The following is a 20,059-nucleotide window of genomic DNA, read 5'->3' as shown; positions in this document are numbered from 1 at the left end:
AAGTGAGTCAGCCTTTTCGAAACTTATTCTTTCTTGTATAATGGTTTTTCTTAATCATGGTAATAAACAGCTATTCTCTGTAAAATACCCTTGTTAAGGAATACTCTTTATTCAAATATTACATTTTATTATAAAGGGGATTGAAAAGCATGATAGAAAATCCAACCAGAGAAGAAATGGGAAAGATGTTGAAAAAATCGAAGCGCATCGCTGTCGTTGGTTTATCTAATAACCCTGAACGCACTTCTTATATGGTATCTAAGGCCATGCAGGAAAGCGGTTATGAAATCATCCCGGTAAACCCTGCTGTATCTGAAGTGCTGGGTGTCAAGGCAGTTAAAGCCCTGAAAGATATTGAAGGGCACGTCGATATCGTCAATGTTTTCCGCCGTTCAGAGTTCCTTCCGGAGATAGCCAAGGAATTTGCAGAAATCGATGCAGATATCTTTTGGGCGCAGCTAGGGGTGGAAAATGAAGAAGCCTATAATTTTTTGAAAGAAAAAGGATATACTGTCATCATGAATCGATGCATAAAAGTCGAACACGCCCTTACTAAGTAAAATGAAGAGCGGAACTTCCGCTCTTTTTTTTAGGTATCGCTGTATCTCAACCCGGAGAAAAACTAAAATGCAGCCATAGCGGGGATTGAGCGGTCGGGCAAATTTAAGCCATTAAGGCATAATTTGATTAAAATAATAAAAGTATATTTGCCAAATGAAAATTTACCGCTACAATTAGAATGGTAGCTATGATACGTTTTCATGTTCCAATCAAAGGTGCTAACGCTAATAAAAGGGACGAAAAAAATAGAACACTTGTTCTTTGTTCGTGAAAGTATTATACTTTTTATATGATATTAACGTATGAATGTATTTGTTAAGCTAGTGAGTCATTTCATTGCAGTATGATTTGGCCCGGAAATTGTGTTTAGTAAGGAAAGGGGAATTTCTGTGGCAAAGAAAGTAAAAACAATCGAGTACAATGATGATGCAATTCAGGTACTGGAAGGACTCGAAGCGGTCAGAAAACGTCCCGGTATGTATATCGGCAGTACTGATGCACGCGGACTTCATCATTTAGTGTACGAGATTGTAGATAACTCCGTAGATGAGGCTTTGGCTGGATATGGAGACCAAATTAGTGTGAAAATACATAAAGATAACAGTGTAAGTGTGTCAGATAAAGGGCGTGGAATGCCTATTGGCATGCATAAATTGGGTAAACCGACGCCTGAAGTCATTTTGACGATTCTTCATGCTGGAGGTAAATTTGGACAAGGCGGATATAAAACGAGTGGAGGACTTCATGGAGTCGGTGCTTCGGTCGTTAACGCATTGTCTGAATGGCTTGTCGTGACGATAAAAAGGGACGGATTCATTTACGAACAACGTTTTTTCAATGGCGGAAAGCCAGAAACCACTCTGGAGAAAATCGGTAAAACCAATCAAGCTGGGACCAAAATCCACTTCAAGCCGGATCCGAAAATATTTTCGGTGACGACTTTTAATTATGATATCCTATGTGAGCGTCTTCGCGAATCAGCTTTTCTTTTAAAAGGCATGAAGATAGAATTGACGGATGAACGTAACGACCATAACGAAACTTTTCACTATGAAAATGGAATTGAAGCGTTTGTGGATTACTTGAATGAAGAAAAAGAGACCCTTCATAGTGTAGTCAGCTTGGAAGGGGAACAAAATGGGATAGAAGTAGATCTCGCCTTTCAATTCAATGATGGTTATTCAGAAAATATTTTAAGCTTTGTAAATAACGTTAGAACGAAAGACGGAGGCACCCATGAGATTGGCGCAAAAACGGCCATGACAAGGGCATTTAATGATTATGCCAGAAAAATGGGGCTATTGAAGGAAAAAGATAAAAACCTCGAAGGTACCGATATACGTGAAGGCTTGTCTTCAATCATTTCTGTACGTATCCCTGAAGAACTTCTTCAATTCGAAGGACAAACCAAGAGCAAGCTTGGAACCAGTGAAGCCCGTTCTGCAGTCGATTCCATCGTATCAGAGCACTTAGCCTACTTTTTTGAAGAAGACCCGACCACGAGTACGCTATTGGTTAAAAAAGCGATTAAAGCTTTCCAAGCAAGGGAAGCGGCGCGCAAAGCGCGTGAAGACGCAAGGAGCGGGAAGAAACGGAAAAAATCCGATGCCATACTTTCTGGGAAATTAACACCGGCTCAATCGAAAAATCCCGAACGGAATGAATTGTATCTTGTAGAAGGGGACTCTGCTGGGGGATCCGCTAAACAAGGGCGCGATCGCCGTTTCCAAGCAGTACTGCCATTACGGGGTAAAGTTATCAATACGGAAAAGGCAAAACTAGCGGATATTTTTAAAAACGAGGAAATAAATACGATCATCCATGCCATCGGCGGAGGTGTCGGGGCGGAGTTCAATACGCCGGACACAAACTATGATAAAGTGATTATCATGACAGATGCCGATACGGATGGGGCCCATATCCAAGTGCTGCTGCTGACTTTCTTTTATCGCTACATGAAGCCGTTAATAGAGTCAGGAAAGGTTTACATTGCCTTGCCCCCTTTATATAAAGTGAGTAAAGGGACCGGAAAGAAAGAAGTCATTGAATATGCTTGGAGCGACGAGGAACTTCAGGGAGCGATAGACAAGGTGGGGAAAGGCTATATGATTCAGCGCTATAAAGGGCTGGGTGAGATGAATGCCGATCAATTATGGGATACCACCATGAACCCGGAAACAAGGACATTGATACGTGTGAAGATCGATGACGGTGCCCGTGCGGAAAGACGTGTGACAACGTTGATGGGAGATAAGGTTGAACCACGTCGTAAGTGGATTGAAGCCAATGTCGCTTTTGGTCTCGAAGAGGAATCGAATATTTTAGATAATGAAAATATGTCGATTGAAGAGGAGGTCAATAACGATGGTATTTGAAGAAACATTTCGAGATTTGCCGCTTGAAGAGGTAATTGGTGACCGTTTCGGGCGTTATAGTAAATATATTATCCAAGATCGGGCACTACCCGATGCAAGGGACGGTTTAAAACCGGTACAGCGCAGGATATTGTATGCGATGCATGTCGAAGGAAATACTCAGGAAAAAGGATTTAGGAAATCCGCTAAAACTGTCGGTAATGTAATTGGTAACTATCACCCTCACGGAGATTCATCCGTTTATGAGGCAATGGTTCGGATGAGCCAAGACTGGAAACTGCGGAAGGTCATGGTCCAAATGCACGGAAACAATGGTAGTATTGATGGTGATCCGCCTGCTGCGATGCGTTATACGGAAGCAAGGCTTTCATCGATCGCCTCGGAGATGCTGAGGGATATTGAAAAAAGGACGGTCGATTTTGTACCGAACTTTGATGATACGTCAGAAGAACCCATTGTATTGCCTGCAATGTTCCCTAACCTGCTTGTAAACGGCTCTACAGGAATTTCAGCCGGCTATGCCACTGAGATCCCGCCACATCAACTAGGTGAAGTCATTGATGCTGCCATTATGCGAATCGATAAGCCGGAATCGTCAGTCGCTGATTTAATGACGGTCATTAAAGGGCCGGACTTTCCTACTGGCGGTATCATTCAAGGAATTGAAGGCATTCGTAAGGCCTATGAAACAGGTAAAGGGAAAATAATCATTCGCGGGTTGGCGGAAGTGGAAACGATTCGGGGCGGCAAACAGCAAATCGTCATCACTGAAATCCCATATGAAGTCAATAAAGCAAACCTTGTTAAGAAAATGGATGAGTTCCGCCTTGACCGGAAAGTGGAAGGTATCGCCGAAGTAAGGGATGAAACCGACCGGACAGGACTGCGCATTGTCATTGAACTGAAAAAAGAAGCAGATGCAAATGGAGTCCTGCATTATTTATACAAAAATTCCGATCTTCAAATTGCATACAATTTCAATATGGTCGCGATTTATAAAAAACGGCCAACATTGATGAGCCTGCCAAAAATGCTCGATGCATATATCGAACACCGTAAAGAGGTAATCGTGAACCGTTCACGTTATGAGCTGCAAAAAGCTCATGACAGGGCACATATCGTCGATGGTTTAGTGAAGGCTTTGTCCATATTAGATGAAGTCATCGCTGTCATCCGGGCATCTAAAGACAAACGGAATGCTAAAGATAACCTCATTGCTAATTTCGCTTTTACAGAAGCGCAAGCTGAAGCCATTGTCTCCTTGCAGTTATATAGGCTGACAAATACGGATATTACGGCACTTGAAGCAGAGGCAGCGGAATTGAAGAACAAAATTGAGGAATTGACAAAGATTCTTGGCAGTGAAAAAGTTCTTCTTCAAGTCATTAAAAAAGAACTTCGATTCATTAAAAAGGGCTTTGATGACGGACGCCGTTCCAAAATTGAAAAAGAAATTGAAGAAATCAAAATCAATCTTGAAGTCTTGATTGCGAGTGAAGATGTGATGGTGACCGTGACGAAAGAAGGCTATGTCAAACGGACATCGTTACGATCTTATGCTGCATCAGGCGGTCTTGATTTTGGCATGAAGGATTCCGATCGCCTGCTCCAGAGGCTGGAGATGAATACAACAGATGTCCTGTTGCTGTTCACATCCAAAGGGAACTACCTCTATTGTCCAGTTCATCAGCTTCCTGATATTCGCTGGAAGGAAACCGGTCAGCATATCGCGAACATCATTCCAATCGACAGGGAAGAACAAATCATAAAAGCGATTCCAATCAAAGATTTTACCATGCCTGAATTCTTAGTGTTCATCACGAAAAATGGTATGGTGAAAAAGACAGAATTAGCTTCCTATAAAGCCCAGCGTCATTCAAAACCGCTGGTTGGTGTAAATTTAAAAGGTGACGATGAACTGGTCGATGTCCATCAAACCGATGGACAGGTTGACCTTTTCCTAGTCACTCATAATGGATATGGTTTATGGTTTGATGAAGAAGAAGTAAGTGTTGTCGGTGTCCGGGCAGCAGGAGTCAAAGGGATTAATTTGAAAGAAGATGACTATGTCATTGGCGGAAAGGTTTTGGCCAAGGATAGTAAGGAGTCGATCTTTATCGTTACACAGCGCGGGGCCATAAAGAAAATGAAATTAACCGAGTTTGAAAAAACAAGCCGGGCAAAACGCGGTGTCGTGGTCTTGAGGGAATTGAAATCGAATCCTCATAGGGTCATTGGTTTCGATATTATTAACAAAACCGACAGTTTATTCATTCTTTCTGAAAAGGGAACCATTGAAACGATTCATGCCGCTTCATTAAAAAATCATGATCGATATACGAATGGATCATTTGTTTTTGATGAAACGGTTAGTGGAAAAGCGAAAGAATTATGGAAAATATCATTGGAAGATGACTCCGCCATAGAGCAGTGAATCATTTTTTGAACGGGATGCTGATCTTGATCAGCATCCCGTTTTATTTTTCTATAAATGACCAGTTATATCCTTCAAGAAAATAATCCCCACATGCCTCGAGCTACAAGTTGAGTCGTTTTACAAAAGCAATCTCTCAATTCAAAAATGACTTATTGAGTCAAATTTAAATCCTAGTATTATGAACCTAATATTATTAAGAGTACAGCAAATAATTCAATTTTGAATTTTACCATTAATTGAATCAACGTAATATAACGATTTATTTTTGGCACACTCCTTGCATATTGTTAGTATGACTTCTTTATTTTTTTGAATGAAGAAAGGGGAGGACCAATGGATAGACCTTGGAAAAAGCATATCCCGAAAGGAAATCCAATAGAGATTGATATTCCTGAAATGTCTTTGACAGAACTATTTTATCAATCAGTCGAACAATATTCGGATAAAACAGCGGTTACGTTCATGGAGCAAAGGTATACATATTCAGAGTTGGGGAAGTTAGTGAAAAGATGTGCCCGCTTGCTTGCTGATGAAGGTATCAGAAAGGGAGATCGTGTGGCTCTTATGCTTCCTAATTGTCCCCAATATCCAATTGGGTTTTTTGGAACTCTTTTGAATGGGGCCATTGTTGTTCAAATCAATCCAATGTATAAGGCGAACGAATTAATACATGTCCTGAAAGATTCAGGTGCAAGGCACATCATTGTGCTAGACGATTTATTGCCAATAGTCGAAGCCGTTATAGCTGAAACCGATGTTGAAAAGGTGTTGGGCGTGTCGCTGGAAAAGGGCAAATGTGAAATGACAAAAAAGCTGCTATCAGTAACAGAGGGAGATTTCACAGTGGAGATTGAACCTGCCGAAGATGTCGCCGTCCTCCAATATACAGGAGGAACGACAGGGCGTTCTAAAGGGGCGATGCTAACCCATCGTAATATCGTAGCCAATACGCTGCAAAGTGCAGCCACTTCAAGAATCAATACTCAAAAGGGGAAGGAAAGGGTACTTGGCGTTTCCCCATTATTTCATGTTTACGGCATGACTTCAGGGATGAACCTGACGTTTTATAATGGCGGGGAATTAATTCTTGTATCCCGGTTTGAAGTGACGGAGATCGTCGATTTAATCAATGATATTAAACCGACTATTTTTCCGGGGGTCCCGACGATGTATATTGCTTTATTACAATATTACCAGTCCCATCCATTTGATTTGCATACATTGAAATCTTGCGTTTCGGGTTCGTCACCATTGCCATTGAATGTATTGTCAAGGTTTAACGAATTGAGTGGAACAAAGATTGCAGAGGGCTATGGTCTGTCCGAGGCGTCACCAGTCACGCATCGGAATCCAGTTAGCGGCCTTCAAAAACCAGGAAGTATCGGTATTCCTATACAAAATACCGATGCCGCCATAATTGACAGTATTACAGGAGAGCCAGCCCTCTTGGTTGATACACCTGGTGAATTGGTCATAAAGGGTCCACAGGTAATGAAAGGTTATTGGGGCATGCCTGAAGAGACGCGGCAGACGATTCAAAACGGATGGCTGCATACCGGTGATATTGCCATGATGGATGAAGATGGCTTCTTTTACATTGTGGGACGGAAGAAAGAGATGATCATCGCAGGCGGATTCAATATTTATCCAATTGAAATTGAAGATATTCTATATAGCCATCCTAAGGTTCTGGAAGCTGCCGTCTTTGGCGTTCCCGATCATTATCGCGGAGAAACGGTACATGCAGCGGTAGTTCTAAAACCAAGTCAAAGGATAACTGAAAGCGAGTTGAAGGATTATTGCCGAAAGCAGCTTTCTGCCTTTAAAGTTCCAAAAGCAATCACATTTGAAAGTGAACTTCCGAAGACCGCGGTCGGTAAAATCTTAAAACGCAAGCTTCAAGAAAAACATATCGCTTATTCGGATAAAATATGAAAGCGTTAACAACCAATTCGCAGATAAAGGGGAATACAAATGGACTTTCGCTTAGATGAAGACATCCTGCTATTAAAAGAAAATATACGCCAGTTTATCGAAGAGCAAATCGATCCATTTTCCATGCAGATAGAGGATGAAGATCAAATCCCGGAATCCATTATAAATTTGTCGAAGGAAATCGGGCTATTCGGACTTAGTATCCCGGAAAGGTATGGCGGGCTCGGAATCGGGATGGTGGGAAAATGTGCTTTATATGAGGAAATCGGCAAAACACATAATGGATATACCACTCTGATTGGTGCTCACACCGGTATAGGGACGGTAGGGATAGTTGAAATGGGCAATGAAATGCAAAAGGAAAAGTATCTACCAGATATGGCAAGCGGTAATAGAATTGGCGCTTTTGCTTTAACTGAACCTGCAGCGGAGTCCCATGCTACGAATCTCAAAATGACGGCTGTGAAAAATGGCGATAAATATATTCTAAATGGGACTAAGCATTATATAACGAATGCAGATGTAGCAGATATTTTTACAGTTATGGCCGTAACGGACAAAGATAAAGGGGCGAAAGGAATCACCTCATTCATAGTAGAAAAGGATTTTCCGGGTTTTAAAGTTGGTAGCCTGGAAAGGAAAATGGGTCTTCGAGGCTCACATTCGGCCGAATTGGTTTTTGAAGATTGCGAAGTTCCGGCTGAAAATGTACTGGGGGACGTCGGCCAAGGGTATGTAAATGCTTTGAAGATACTTGCAAATGGCCGGGCAGGCCTTGCTGCACGTAATTTGGGGTCCTGTCAATATCTGCTCGAACTATCTACTAAATATGCCACAGAACGTGAACAATTCAATGTCCCGATCATTGATCATCAAGCCGTATCCCATATGATTGCCGAGATGGCAATGGAAATAGAAGCACTTCGTTCATTCACATACCGGGTTGCATGGATGGTCGATCAGAAAGAAAAAATCATTAAAGAAGCGGCAATGCTTAAGTTGTATGGTTCGGAAGTATATAATCGTGTCGCTGATAAGGCCGTTCAGATTCATGGCGGGATGGGATACATGAAGGATTATCCAGTTGAACGTTTCTATCGGGATGCCCGAATCACTAGAATATATGAAGGCACGTCAGAAATCCAAAAAAATATCATTACCGGACAATTGAAGAGAAAATATCAAAACTAGTCTAATTGGAAAGCGGAGGGGTTAAAATGGATTTACGACTATCAGATGAACAAAAAATGGTACAAAAAACAATACGCAAATTCGTGGAAAATGAATTGATTCCCTTGGAAAATGAAGTGCTTCGCAATGAAATGGAAGGAAAACCCAGTTTACCAGAGGGGACATTGAAAGATTTACAGGAAAAAGCAAAAAATGCTGGGTTTTGGGGCATCAATACTCCGGAGGAATTTGGCGGGGCAGACTTAGGGCAGCTTATGATGGCAATTGTCTTGATGGAAGTATCAAAAACGTTTGTACCTTTCAGCTTTGGAGGTTCGGCTGATAACATACTTTATTATGCAAATGAAGAACAGAAACAGAAATATCTGATCCCTACGATTAATGGTGAGAAAAAGTCCTGTTTTGCCATGACGGAGCCGGGGGCTGGGTCCGATACGAGAAATATTAAAATGACGGCAGTAAAAGAAGGAAACGAATGGGTGCTTAACGGTGAAAAAACTTTCATTACAGGAGGAAATGATGCCGATTTCGTCATGGTCATTGCTGTAACCGACAAAGAACGTCATCAAGCAACCGGAACGGAAGGGGTAACCTGTTTCATTGTCGACCGTGATATGGGCTGGAGATCAGAGTATATCAATACGATGGGAGAATGGGGACCGGCCGGTTTAGTTTTTGATAATGTCAGGGTACACGAAGAAAACATCTTAGGGGAAGTGCATGGCGGTTATAAACTAGGCTTGGAATGGATTGGTTTTGCAAGATGGATCGTGGGCGCACGCGCTGTCGGTTCTGCAGAAAGATTGCTGCAAATGGCTATAGAATACGCTAAAGAACGAGTCACATTCGGTAAACCGATCGCTGAGCGCCAGGCCATTCAATGGCAGATAGCTGATTCGGCTGTAGAGATCGAAGCTGCAAGATGGCTTGTATTGAATGCGGCCTTTACACTTGATAATGGAGAAGACAATCGCCATTTAGCTTCAATGGCTAAACTCTATGGAGCCAATATGGGGAATCGGGTCGTAGATCGCGTATTGCAGATACACGGTGGCATGGGCTATACGAAGGAGCTTCCCATCGAACGTTGGTACCGCGAGGCTAGGCTTTGGAGGATTTATGATGGTACGGATGAAATACAGCGTTTGATCATTTCCCGAAATTTGATTAAGGGGCATGTTAAATTAGGACAATTCTTATAATAGATTAGGAGGAAACGATTATGACAGGGAGATTTTCAGGAAAAACGGCTTTAGTTACAGGTGGAAGCAGAGGGATTGGCCGGGCGATCGTCGAACTATTTGCCAGTGAAGGCGCAAACGTAGCGATTATCGATATCAACGAAGAGGTTTTGACATCAACTGGAAATGAATTAAGGGATAAGGGTTATACCATTTTCACCAAAGTAGCCAATGTGGTCAATTCCGAAGAGGTGGAGGCATCCATAAAAGAAATAGCCGACACATTCGGATCGCTTGATATTCTCGTGAATAATGCTGGGGTCATCCGAGATAATCTGCTTTTTAAAATGACCGATTCAGATTGGCAGACGGTAATGGATGTGCATTTAAAAGGTACTTTCAATGCAGTACGTGCCGCCCAGAAGTATATGGTGGTAAATAAATACGGAAGAATCATCAATATATCATCCACTTCGGCTCTCGGGAACCGCGGGCAGGCTAATTATTCAGCCGCTAAAGCTGGGCTTCAAGGGTTAACAAAAACACTAGCGATTGAACTTGGAAAATATGGGATAACGGCTAATTCGGTCGCACCAGGTTTTATCGAAACCGAAATGACGAAAGAAACAGCTAGGCGGGTGGGAGTGAGTTTTGAGCAATTCATCCAGGATAGGGCAAACAGTATTCCTGTTGCCAGAAGCGGTTTGCCAAGTGATATTGCTCATGCTGTTGCATTCTTCGCCGAAGAAGCATCCTCATTCATTAGTGGGCAGGTTTTATATGTTGCGGGCGGTCCAAAAAATTAAGGGAAAAGGCGGGATGTTATGTTCAACGAAAGTATTGGAAAACGATCCACCCCCGTTAAAAATATAGTTGAACGGGGAGCCGTTAAAAAATTCGCATTATCGATTGGTGATCCCCACCCGATTTTCATTGATGAAGAAATAGGCAGGCAATCAAGGTACGGAACGAATATCGCTCCACCAACTTTTCCAAGGGTCTTTGATTTTGGGACGATTGAAAGCTTAAATCTCCCGAATAAAGGGTTGATTCACGGTGAGCAGATATATCGCTATAACAGGCCGCTGAAGGTAGGGGAACAAATCACCTGTTATACGGAAGTGAAAGACTATTATGAGAAAAAAGGGAAACAAGGGGAAATGGGATTTCTAGCCTTTAAAAATTATGGTACGGATGCAAATGGGGAACTTGTCTTCACTGCTGAACAGCTTGTCATTATAAATGAAACGATCAGAAGGATGGTGATGAGTAAGTGACGACATTAACCGAACTTCATATTGGTGACTCGTTACATTCAATCGAGCTTGCACCTGTAACGCGATTGGACCTCATTAAATATGCCGGCGCATCAGGTGATTTCAATCCCATTCATACGATTGATGAGGAAGCAAAAAATGCTGGTCTTCCCGGTATCATCGCACATGGAATGTGGACGATGGGAAACCTCGCGAAGCTTTTCAGTAATCTTTATGAAATTGGATTTATCGAAGAATACAAGATTCGTTTCAAAGGTATGGTTTTCTTGAATGATGTCATAACTCTTCATGCGGATCTAAAAGAAAAAACGGGGAATAGATATTTTTTCAATGTAGCGGCCACTAACCAGTCAGGTAAGGAAGCGATCAGTGGAGAGGTTATTTTTAAGACTTACTGATGGTCTCATCCCATGAACTGTTCTATGAAACCCTCACTAGATGAAGAAATTCGCGACACTCCTGCCGAATAATTGGCTAGCCAAGACCCCACAGACGCTTGCTTTGATGCGGATTGGCAGAAAGTCGGCGGAAAGGGAGCGGATTTCTGAAATCAACTCGAATTTTTTCAAGGAAAAAAACTGTAGGCAAACTGATCTTCTTTTAATTTGTCTAAAGTCTGTAGTGATGAAAATTATTTCATCACTACTTTTTTTAGGAGCGAAATTCGACAATTTTAAAGGAGTTTCGAAATTTATCCAGAATTGTACTTAAAAAGAATTCTTTTTGCGGCGGTGAATAGTAATGAATCAAGTGAAACAGGATTCTCAGATTAATTTGCTCAAAGAGTGGACCTTTCCTGCACTAGTCGTGGATTCTGCAAATCGGATAAAGGATTGGGGCAACTATTTTAATCAATTATTAAGTCAGAATGGTAATAATGCACTAACCGAACAATTCGATGAGTGGCAATTTCTCGATAATAAAAGGCTTGCTGCTGCAAGGCTGCATGATAAACGGTATTTATTTTTATTAATAAAACAAATGGATACTGACAATATTCTATATATAGGCAGTGAAACACAATTTTTGGACGATTTATTGATTGATGCTCATGAATCGGATAAATTGAATCGAGCACTGGATGCCATTATCGAAAATTCCTATGATGGGATATACATCACCGATCAAGATGGAATCACGCTTTATACCAATTCGGCAATAGAACGGATCACTGGCATACCAAAAGAGTATTATATCGGCAAATCGGTGGACCAATTGATTAAACGCGGCATCTTGAATGCTTCGGTGACGCATAAGGTAGTGAAGCTGAGACGAACGGTATCAGTCGTACAGGATAATTTTGCTGGAAAAGAAACATTGATTACAGGAAGTCCCGTTTTTAATGCAGAAGGGGAAATAGTGCAAGTCGTCACTAATATAAGGGATTTATCTGATTTAAATGAACTGATGCATGAGTTGACCAAAGTTAATGAACTGAATAATCAATATAAGCAGGAAATTGAAAAACTGCGGAAGATAACAAGCAAGGATGGAGTCGTATTTGTCAGCGATAAAATGAAAATGATTTATGAGATTGCTGAAAGAATATCGGATATTGATGCGACCGTACTCATTCTGGGAGAAACGGGTGTTGGAAAGGATGTGCTTGCCCGCAATATTTATAATCGGAGCATCCGATCTAAAAAAGGAGATTTCATCAAAATAAATTGTGGGGCAATTCCCGCTGATTTATTGGAATCCGAGCTCTTTGGATATGAAGGAGGGGCATTTACCGGAGCCAATCAAAAAGGCAAACCAGGGATGTTTGAGCTGGCAGAGAGTGGTATCTTATTCTTGGATGAAATCGGTGAGCTTCCCCTGCAACTTCAAGTGAAGCTGCTTCGGGCCCTTCAGGAAAGGGAGATTCAAAGAATCGGAGGGACAAAGCCAAAGAAAATCGATGTTCGCATAATAGCAGCCACAAACCGAAATCTATCGGAAATGGTCAAATCGGGTGATTTTCGTGAAGACCTCTTTTATAGGCTGAATGTCATTCCGATTACGATTCCTCCTCTAAGGGAAAGAAGAGAGGATATCTTGGCATTGACTGACTTATTTTTAACAAAGGCAAATGAACAATATAAATTTTCAAAAGAAATAGATTCGAGGTTAAAGGAATATTTTTATCAACATGATTGGCCAGGAAATGTCCGTGAATTGATTAATATAGTGGAAAGGCTCGTCGTGTTGACGGATAATCAAATATTATCGATTAATGACCTTCCGGAAGAATATCAGCCGGAAAATCGGAATCAGCCGAACCTCAATGCTACCCTAACTTTAAAAGAAGCGGTGGAAAGAGCCGAAAAGGAAATCTTGACGAAAGCGGCTCAAACATACCAAACTACATATGAAATCGCAGAAGCCCTTGATTCCAGTCAGGCAACAATAGTGAGGAAACTTAAAAAATATCGATTAAAGGTCAGTGGAAAAGAATAGGTAAGTAAGGGGGATTACCGTTTATTGGTGATCCCCCTTACTTTTGCTAATGTCTTTATTAGTCCATTGTAACTTATGTTAAATCAAATATTTTAATTAATTCAGAAATGATTTTTTCAGTCAAAAGTGAATGACGGACATTCCATATGGAACCCATTTTTATATTTTTTACAATTCAATAATGAATTCATCCTGCTGGAAAATAGGCGGTGGGACGGTGTGTTATTTGTGGCACGCCACTTGCATTCAATATAGGAAATAATGATTTTGTAGAAAGTGCGAGGTGAGAGGGTTGAAGGGAATATTCGGTTACCCAGGGATGAGCCGTTATACAGAAGATGGCTATCCCTAATCATGGTTTAAACAGAATTCTTAACGAGTGATTGCTTATCATCAATAGAAACAATATGTGGAAGAACTTGCAGCATCATGGTATAGGACTGGGGCAAGAAAAGAGGAACAAGATTGGTTCCCTGCTTGGTAAATCATCATACCAAACAACTCCTTTTGTACCGTATAGGAAATATGCAGGATCCTGGAAGTGTAGAAGAGTTTGGCTAGGTCATTAGAAATGAAAGCGCTAACAAAAAACCGGGGATTAAGACGCTACACCCAAGCCATATCTTTAGGCGGAGAATATAGGGACATAAAACAAACAGTTCTTATTTAATTGATCGACTAAATTACTGTTCCTCCCGAGAGGTTGAGCCTGTGAGGAAATAATTGAAAGTGTTTTTCGTCGCAGTTTCAAATATGGACAGGATTGTGAGCCAGGGAATAAACAGCAAAGTGAAGTTCAATAATTTTCAAGGAGGAAGTAAATGGAAATTTTGATCCAGCAGCTTTTTAATGGTTTGACGATTGGCAGCGTATATAGTCTTGTTGCCTTGGGATTGACGCTAGTATATGGAATTTTGCATATCCCGAACTTTGCCCACGGTGCCCTATATATGTTGGGCGGATATATCACGTTGTCAATGATGACATTATATGGGGTCAATTACTGGATTGCCATGTTCGTATCCATTATCGTTGTTGGTTTGTTGGGAGTCCTTTTGGAACGTTTCGTGTTCCGCCTGTTAAGGGAGGCACCTCCATTGCACGATAAGATCGCCGCAATCGGAATTCTCCTTTTTCTTGAAGCTTTTGCCCAATTTGTCTGGGGTGCCGACTTCCATACAATGACTTCTCCATACGGCCAAGTGGTCAATATCATGGGTCTGACGTTCACACTTCAGCGATTATTGATCATCGTGTCAGCTATCGCAGTGATGGTTTTACTTTACCTTTTCCTAAAGAAAACTTATACCGGTTCAACGATAATAGCGATGTCCCAAAGTCGTGAAGGTGCGTCATTAGTGGGAATCAACATTAATAAAGTAGCAATGCTTACCTTCATGATATCGGGTGGATTAGCTGCCATCGCTTCATCCCTTGCATCACCGATTAACCTTGTTTTTCCCGGCATGGGGCATTTAGTCATCCTAAAAGCATTCGTCATTATCATATTGGGCGGTATGGGGAGCATCCCGGGGGCGATCGTAGGCGGATATATTCTAGGTTTCAGTGAGAGCCTGGGCGCAACTTATATTTCAAATGATTATAAAGACATCATAGCATTCATTCTTTTAGTCGTAATATTAACAGTGAAACCAACAGGTCTTTTTGCCAAGGGGGAGAGGTAGCGTGAGGATATTTACGAAAAGAAATGCGATTATTGCTCTTATCATCTTTGCCTTTTCATTCCCCATTATCGCGCAAAACGACTATTATCTTCATATGCTGACACTTTCGTTCATCTGGGCGATAGCTGTTTATGGAATCAATTTATTATCAGGCTATACTGGATATCTTTCGCTTGCCCATGCTGGATTTTTTGCCATTGGAGCCTATTCACTTGGGCTGCTGACGGTAAAAGCGGGAATGAACTTTTGGCTGGCACTTGTATGTGCATGTTTAATCACATGTGCAATTGGGTTTTTAATCGGATTGATCGCGCTGAGGACAAAGGAACACTTTTTCGCGATTTATACCCTATGTGTGGGTTACATCATATATCTGGTCATCGATAAATGGGAGGGTCTTACAGAGGGGGTTAGGGGATTGATCGGTATCCCTGCTCCTGGGAATATAGGCCCGATCTCGTTCGATACGGCAGCATCCCAATATTATCTAGTCCTCCTTTTCCTGCTTGCAGTGATTTTAATCGTGTATCGAATTATCCGCTCATTGACCGGCAGGACGTATATGGCCATAAGAAACAGCGAGGACCTAGCACAAACGATAGGTATATCCACAATGAAGAATAAGTTAACAGCATTTGTCCTCTCTACATTTTTTGCAGGTCTGGCAGGTGCCTTGTATGCGTCATTCATACGTTTCATAGGACCTGATATCGGATCAACAGCCATAATGTTCGATCTATTGATGTATTTATTGGTTGGTGGAATCGGGACACTTTCAGGTCCGTTGGTTGGAACATTACTGTTAGTAATCCTTTCGCAGAATCTGCAATTCCTTCAAGAATATCGAATGTTGATATTTGGGCCATTGCTTACGGTGATCATCATCTTTTATCCGCGAGGAATCGCAGGGGCCTTCTTTGATTGGCAAAGAAAGCGAAAAGATAATGAGCTGTCCGGGATGAGAAACGAAATGCACATAAAAGCGGAGGAGGGATGACATTGCTTATCGAAACAAAGAATTTGACGAAGCGGTTTGGTGGATTGGCGGCCGTCAATAATGTGGATTTTACGATTGAAAAAGGTAGAATCAATGCAATTATCGGACCAAATGGTGCAGGGAAATCCACTTTTTTCAACTTGATCAGTGGCTTTCATCGACCAACTTCAGGGATGGTCCATTTTAAAGGGATTGATATCACCAAACTTCCTGCCAATGAAATAGCGGGGCTTGGAATTTCAAGAACTTTTCAAACGACAAGCCTTTTTGATCAATCGACCGTGTTGGATAATGTCATTGTCGGACATAGGCTGCGAACCAAATCCAATTTGGTGGATGCGATTTTAAGGACAAAACGTTTAAAACGCGAGGAAGTGGCATGCAGGGATAAGGCCATGGAGGTGCTTGAAATAGTTGGATTGACGCAATCGGCTGACAGAATGGTCTCCAGCATTTCGCAGGAGGAAAAGAAACGGACAGCCATTGCCATTGCCCTTGCAACGGAACCGGAAATTATCTTTCTTGATGAACCTGCTGCAGGAATCAACCCGGATGAAACGGAAGGCTTGACAGAACTGATTAAAAAATTAAATCGATCGGGACTGACCGTTTGTTTAATCGAACACAAAATGCATATGATCATGAACTTGGCGGATCACATCATGGTCCTCAATTACGGAGAAAAAATTGCCGAGGGCACACCTAAGGAAATCCGCGGAAATGAAGCGGTGATTAAAGCCTATTTGGGAGGTAGTGCCAGTGCTTAAGTTAACCGATGTCGCCGTGAATTATGGGAGTTTCACTGCGATAAAACATGTGAATATAGAAGTTGCCAAGGGAGAGATCGTTGTTTTGTTAGGAGCTAATGGGGCAGGAAAAAGCACGACTTTTCGTTCCATAAGCGGAATCAGTAAGCTGTCCAAGGGGGAAATTCATTTTCGGGGCATGCCCATAGGGGGCCGTGCCCCGGATAAGAATGTTCAGGAAGGAATAGTTCAGTGTGCCGAAGGACGTAAACTGTTTCCACAGATGACTGTCCTGGAAAATCTGAGGATGGGTGCTTATGTGCATCGAAAAAAGAAAGCGGAGATCAAGGATTCCTTGGAATACGTCTATCACTTATTCCCGATTTTAAAAGAAAAGCATCATGATGAAGCGGGAAGCCTGAGCGGCGGCCAACAGCAAATGCTCGCAATTGGAAGGGCCTTGATGTCGAAACCGAAATTATTGATGCTTGATGAGCCTTCGGTGGGACTCGCTCCACTTATTGTCGAACAAATGTTTCAAGTCATTGAAGAAATAAACCGCGAAGGAATCACGGTCCTGCTTGCTGAACAAAACGCGAATGCTGCCCTCAGCATTGCAGATAAAGGATATGTTTTTGAAAATGGGGAAATTGTCGTTCAAGGGAGAGCAAGTGAGTTATTAGCCAATGATGAAGTAAGGAAAGCTTATATTGGGGCCTGAAAAAATTGAATGGGGGATTTTTATGAAAAAACTGAAAGTAATAATTGTCTTTCTCCTGCTAATCATCACTGTTTTGACCGGGTGCAATAAAGGGGATAGCCCTGTGTCAAGCAGTGGCAGTAAAGGAAAAAGTGAAAATGTCGTTAACATCGGTTTTAGCGGTCCTTTAAGCGGGGCAGCAGCGTTATATGGGAAACGGACATTGAATGGTGTCGAAATGGCGGTCAATGAAATTAACGATGCTGGTGGGTTTGAAGTAGAAGGTAAGAAATACACGCTGAATTTAGTATCGTTGGATGATAAATACTTACCTAATGAAACAGGGTCGAATGCTAAACGATTAATTCAGGAGTATGATACGCCGATCATTTTCACTCCTCATAGCGGAGGTGTGCTGGCACTTCAGGTTTTTAATGAACAAGAGGAATTCATCATTGGTGCATATACGAGTGAACCGGCAGTGACCGAGAGCGGAAATTCATTAACCGTTCGAATTCCACCGAATTACGAGGGGTATATCGAACCTTTTACAACATATGCAATGGAACATTTCGGCAAGAAAATTGCCGCTTTGCCAACATCTTCGCAATACGGTAAAGACTGGACGGAAGCGGTGCTCCCACATTGGGAAAAGCAAGGCGGAAAAGTCGTTTATAATTCCTCGATTGATTTCGCCAAAGAAACCGATTTCTTTACGATTGTCACAAATGCCTTGAAAAAAGATCCTGATGTGCTATTTATCGGTGGTGCTTCGGAACCTACGGCAAAAGTAGCGAAGCAAGCTCGGGAGCTAGGATTTAAAGGCGGTTTCATCATCATGGATCAAGCAAAGCTGGATCAAATGAAGCCGATTGCAGGGTCATATGAAACATTGGAAGGCTCGATTGGCGTTCTGCCACTGATGGACTCAGATGAAGAAGCTGTGCCTGCTTTCGTTGAGAAATATCAAAAAAATTATAAGGAAGATCCAAGCTCCGAAGTAGGTTTGAATTATATCGCCATGTATGCGTTTGTGGAAGCGATGAAATCTGCAGGCAGCGTTGATGATGCCAAGGCCATCCGTAAACATATGAAAGATGGACTTTCAAATATAGGGCCAGATCAAAAAATATACGATATTCCCTCGATTGATGAAAATGGAGGATTTGCATCAACCATTGTCGTCGGTGCAGTAGAAAACGGGAAAGTGGTCCCTGTCCGTTAACTGGGTAAGGGTTACAGGTGTTCCGGGTCTGGCGTAGTATACTAGTTTTAGCATTTTGTTAAATTACTTGTTCGTGTATCGTTCCTAATCCTAGGTGACGGTACACGTTTTTTATTGTTGAAAAAATCTTGGGGTGCAAAATCACCAAAAATAGTAGGCTCCTTTGGGTTCTTTATTGGCACACGCAGAAAGTGGCTATGAATGCAAATTTTATTTAATTCCGGCATTGGGGTTTTGAGGAAAGAAAAATGCAATTAACAAGTTTTACAAAAATATCTTGTATCTGAGTAATGAAAACGCTATCATTGAATATAATATGAAATATAATTTCATTATTTTCTATAAAAAAATGAAATTATATTTAAGTGATTGATATAGGGGGATTTAAGTGTCTATGGAAGAACATTTGCGTTCATTAACGACTGAATTACGGAACGAAAAGACGATGAATATCGACAGTGTAAATACGATGGAAATCATTTCTGCAATCAATAAGGAAGATTTTAAAGTGGCAACAGCGGTTCAGGAGGTATTGCCAGAGATTGAAACGGTAGTTGAATGGGCATGCGAATCGTTAAAGAAAGGAGGGAGACTCATATACATCGGAGCAGGAACGAGCGGAAGACTCGGTGTTCTGGATGCCGTGGAATGTCCCCCGACTTTCAGCACATCACCTGATAGGGTGCTGGGAATAATCGCAGGAGGGGAAAAGGCGTTTGTTCGGGCAGTTGAAGGTGCAGAGGATAAAGAAGAGTTTGGGGAATGCGATTTAATTGATGTGGACCTTACAGCAAATGATACGGTTATTGGCATCGCGGCAAGCGGCCGTACCCCTTATGTGAGGGGCGCTTTACGTTATGCAAGGAAAGTTGGGGCTAAAGCCGTGGCTTTATCATGCAATAAAAACGCGAGCATCACGGAAGCAGCTGATATAGGGATTGAAGTGGTGGTCGGACCGGAAGTGTTAACAGGATCCACGAGAATGAAAGCGGCAACCGCACATAAAATGGTACTCAATATGATCTCAACGGCAACCATGATCCGGTTGGGAAAAGTCTATGAAAATCTGATGGTTGATGTAAATGTCAGTAATCAAAAACTGAAGGACCGTGCAATAAGCATCATAGAAACTGTAACGAATGCTGACTATGATCAAGCTTTGAATACGCTTGAAAAAGCAAATAATCAAGTTAAACCAGCGATTGTCATGATAAAAACGGCAACAGATTATGAAAAAGCAATGGAGTTACTGGAAAGTGCGGACGGAGATGTCAGAAAAGCCATCTCGATCCATGAAGATTAAGGAGGGA

The 20,059-nt window shown here is 41.8% G+C and carries 16 protein-coding genes; all 16 read left to right on the top strand.

Annotation, left to right across the window (positions count from 1 at the left end; all coding sequences use genetic code 11):
* Nucleotides 1–149 precede the first annotated feature (149 nt).
* The 16 genes from QFZ73_RS26315 (at nt 150) to murQ (ending at nt 20,052) form a co-directional block, all read left to right on the top strand.
* Complete coding sequence (locus QFZ73_RS26315) at nt 150–560, top strand: CoA-binding protein (protein WP_307272407.1); 411 nt, start codon at nt 150–152, stop codon at nt 558–560.
* 390 nt (nt 561–950) lie between these two features.
* Nucleotides 951–2,936: a DNA topoisomerase IV subunit B gene (gene parE, locus QFZ73_RS26310; protein ID WP_063233557.1), complete on the top strand. Its 1,986-nt coding sequence runs from the start codon at nt 951–953 to the stop codon at nt 2,934–2,936.
* Entirely contained in the window at nt 2,926–5,370 is a 2,445-nt protein-coding gene (gene parC, locus QFZ73_RS26305; RefSeq protein WP_307272404.1) for a DNA topoisomerase IV subunit A, read from the top strand. The genes parE and parC overlap by 11 nt, the downstream gene beginning before the upstream one ends.
* Nucleotides 5,371–5,706: 336 nt before the next feature.
* On the top strand, nt 5,707–7,308 hold the full coding sequence (locus tag QFZ73_RS26300; RefSeq protein WP_307272402.1) for a long-chain-fatty-acid--CoA ligase: 1,602 nt from the start codon (nt 5,707–5,709) through the stop codon (nt 7,306–7,308).
* Between the two features lie 39 nt (nt 7,309–7,347).
* Nucleotides 7,348–8,499: an acyl-CoA dehydrogenase family protein gene (locus QFZ73_RS26295; RefSeq protein WP_307272400.1), complete on the top strand. Its 1,152-nt coding sequence runs from the start codon at nt 7,348–7,350 to the stop codon at nt 8,497–8,499.
* Between the two features lie 26 nt (nt 8,500–8,525).
* Nucleotides 8,526–9,701, top strand: a complete 1,176-nt coding sequence (locus tag QFZ73_RS26290; protein WP_307272398.1) for an acyl-CoA dehydrogenase family protein — start codon at nt 8,526–8,528, stop codon at nt 9,699–9,701.
* 20 nt (nt 9,702–9,721) lie between these two features.
* Complete coding sequence (locus QFZ73_RS26285; protein WP_307272396.1) at nt 9,722–10,486, top strand: SDR family oxidoreductase; 765 nt, start codon at nt 9,722–9,724, stop codon at nt 10,484–10,486.
* Between the two features lie 18 nt (nt 10,487–10,504).
* Nucleotides 10,505–10,957 (top strand): MaoC family dehydratase N-terminal domain-containing protein, encoded by a 453-nt coding sequence (locus QFZ73_RS26280; RefSeq protein WP_251431691.1) that lies wholly within the window; start codon nt 10,505–10,507, stop codon nt 10,955–10,957.
* On the top strand, nt 10,954–11,355 hold the full coding sequence (locus QFZ73_RS26275; protein WP_251431688.1) for a MaoC/PaaZ C-terminal domain-containing protein: 402 nt from the start codon (nt 10,954–10,956) through the stop codon (nt 11,353–11,355). The genes QFZ73_RS26280 and QFZ73_RS26275 overlap by 4 nt, the downstream gene beginning before the upstream one ends.
* 343 nt (nt 11,356–11,698) lie before the next feature.
* On the top strand, nt 11,699–13,396 hold the full coding sequence (locus tag QFZ73_RS26270) for a sigma-54 interaction domain-containing protein (protein ID WP_307272392.1): 1,698 nt from the start codon (nt 11,699–11,701) through the stop codon (nt 13,394–13,396).
* A gap of 821 nt (nt 13,397–14,217) precedes the next feature.
* Entirely contained in the window at nt 14,218–15,081 is an 864-nt protein-coding gene (locus tag QFZ73_RS26265; RefSeq protein ID WP_063233567.1) for a branched-chain amino acid ABC transporter permease, read from the top strand.
* Nucleotide 15,082: 1 nt separating this feature from the next.
* On the top strand, nt 15,083–16,078 hold the full coding sequence (locus QFZ73_RS26260; protein ID WP_307272390.1) for a branched-chain amino acid ABC transporter permease: 996 nt from the start codon (nt 15,083–15,085) through the stop codon (nt 16,076–16,078).
* A 2-nt stretch (nt 16,079–16,080) separates the two neighbouring features.
* Entirely contained in the window at nt 16,081–16,845 is a 765-nt protein-coding gene (locus QFZ73_RS26255; protein WP_307272388.1) for an ABC transporter ATP-binding protein, read from the top strand.
* Entirely contained in the window at nt 16,838–17,545 is a 708-nt protein-coding gene (locus QFZ73_RS26250) for an ABC transporter ATP-binding protein (RefSeq protein ID WP_307272386.1), read from the top strand. The genes QFZ73_RS26255 and QFZ73_RS26250 overlap by 8 nt, the downstream gene beginning before the upstream one ends.
* Nucleotides 17,546–17,567: 22 nt before the next feature.
* A complete protein-coding gene (locus tag QFZ73_RS26245) occupies nt 17,568–18,749 on the top strand; it encodes an ABC transporter substrate-binding protein (protein WP_307272384.1) in 1,182 nt (393 codons plus the stop codon).
* 394 nt (nt 18,750–19,143) lie between these two features.
* Nucleotides 19,144–20,052: an N-acetylmuramic acid 6-phosphate etherase gene (gene murQ, locus QFZ73_RS26240; protein WP_307273094.1), complete on the top strand. Its 909-nt coding sequence runs from the start codon at nt 19,144–19,146 to the stop codon at nt 20,050–20,052.
* Nucleotides 20,053–20,059: the final 7 nt, after the last annotated feature.

This window comes from Peribacillus sp. V2I11 (assembly GCF_030817135.1).
GTDB classification, from domain to species: Bacteria; Bacillota; Bacilli; order Bacillales; family DSM-1321; genus Peribacillus; species Peribacillus simplex.
The sequence above is the reverse complement of the archived record's forward strand: the minus strand, read 5'-3'. Positions and strand labels throughout refer to the sequence as shown.

Bases quoted from the DNA above. Each gene is read 5' to 3' on its own strand.
- QFZ73_RS26315 (WP_307272407.1), top strand. From the start codon at position 150: ATGATAGAAAATCCAACCAGAGAAGAAATGGGAAAGATGTTGAAAAAA.
- parC (WP_307272404.1), top strand. From the start codon at position 2,926: ATGGTATTTGAAGAAACATTTCGAGATTTGCCGCTTGAAGAGGTAATT.
- QFZ73_RS26300 (WP_307272402.1), top strand. From the start codon at position 5,707: ATGGATAGACCTTGGAAAAAGCATATCCCGAAAGGAAATCCAATAGAG.
- QFZ73_RS26295 (WP_307272400.1), top strand. From the start codon at position 7,348: ATGGACTTTCGCTTAGATGAAGACATCCTGCTATTAAAAGAAAATATA.
- QFZ73_RS26290 (WP_307272398.1), top strand. From the start codon at position 8,526: ATGGATTTACGACTATCAGATGAACAAAAAATGGTACAAAAAACAATA.
- QFZ73_RS26285 (WP_307272396.1), top strand. From the start codon at position 9,722: ATGACAGGGAGATTTTCAGGAAAAACGGCTTTAGTTACAGGTGGAAGC.
- QFZ73_RS26280 (WP_251431691.1), top strand. From the start codon at position 10,505: ATGTTCAACGAAAGTATTGGAAAACGATCCACCCCCGTTAAAAATATA.
- QFZ73_RS26270 (WP_307272392.1), top strand. From the start codon at position 11,699: ATGAATCAAGTGAAACAGGATTCTCAGATTAATTTGCTCAAAGAGTGG.
- QFZ73_RS26265 (WP_063233567.1), top strand. From the start codon at position 14,218: ATGGAAATTTTGATCCAGCAGCTTTTTAATGGTTTGACGATTGGCAGC.
- QFZ73_RS26245 (WP_307272384.1), top strand. From the start codon at position 17,568: ATGAAAAAACTGAAAGTAATAATTGTCTTTCTCCTGCTAATCATCACT.
- murQ (WP_307273094.1), top strand. From the start codon at position 19,144: ATGGAAGAACATTTGCGTTCATTAACGACTGAATTACGGAACGAAAAG.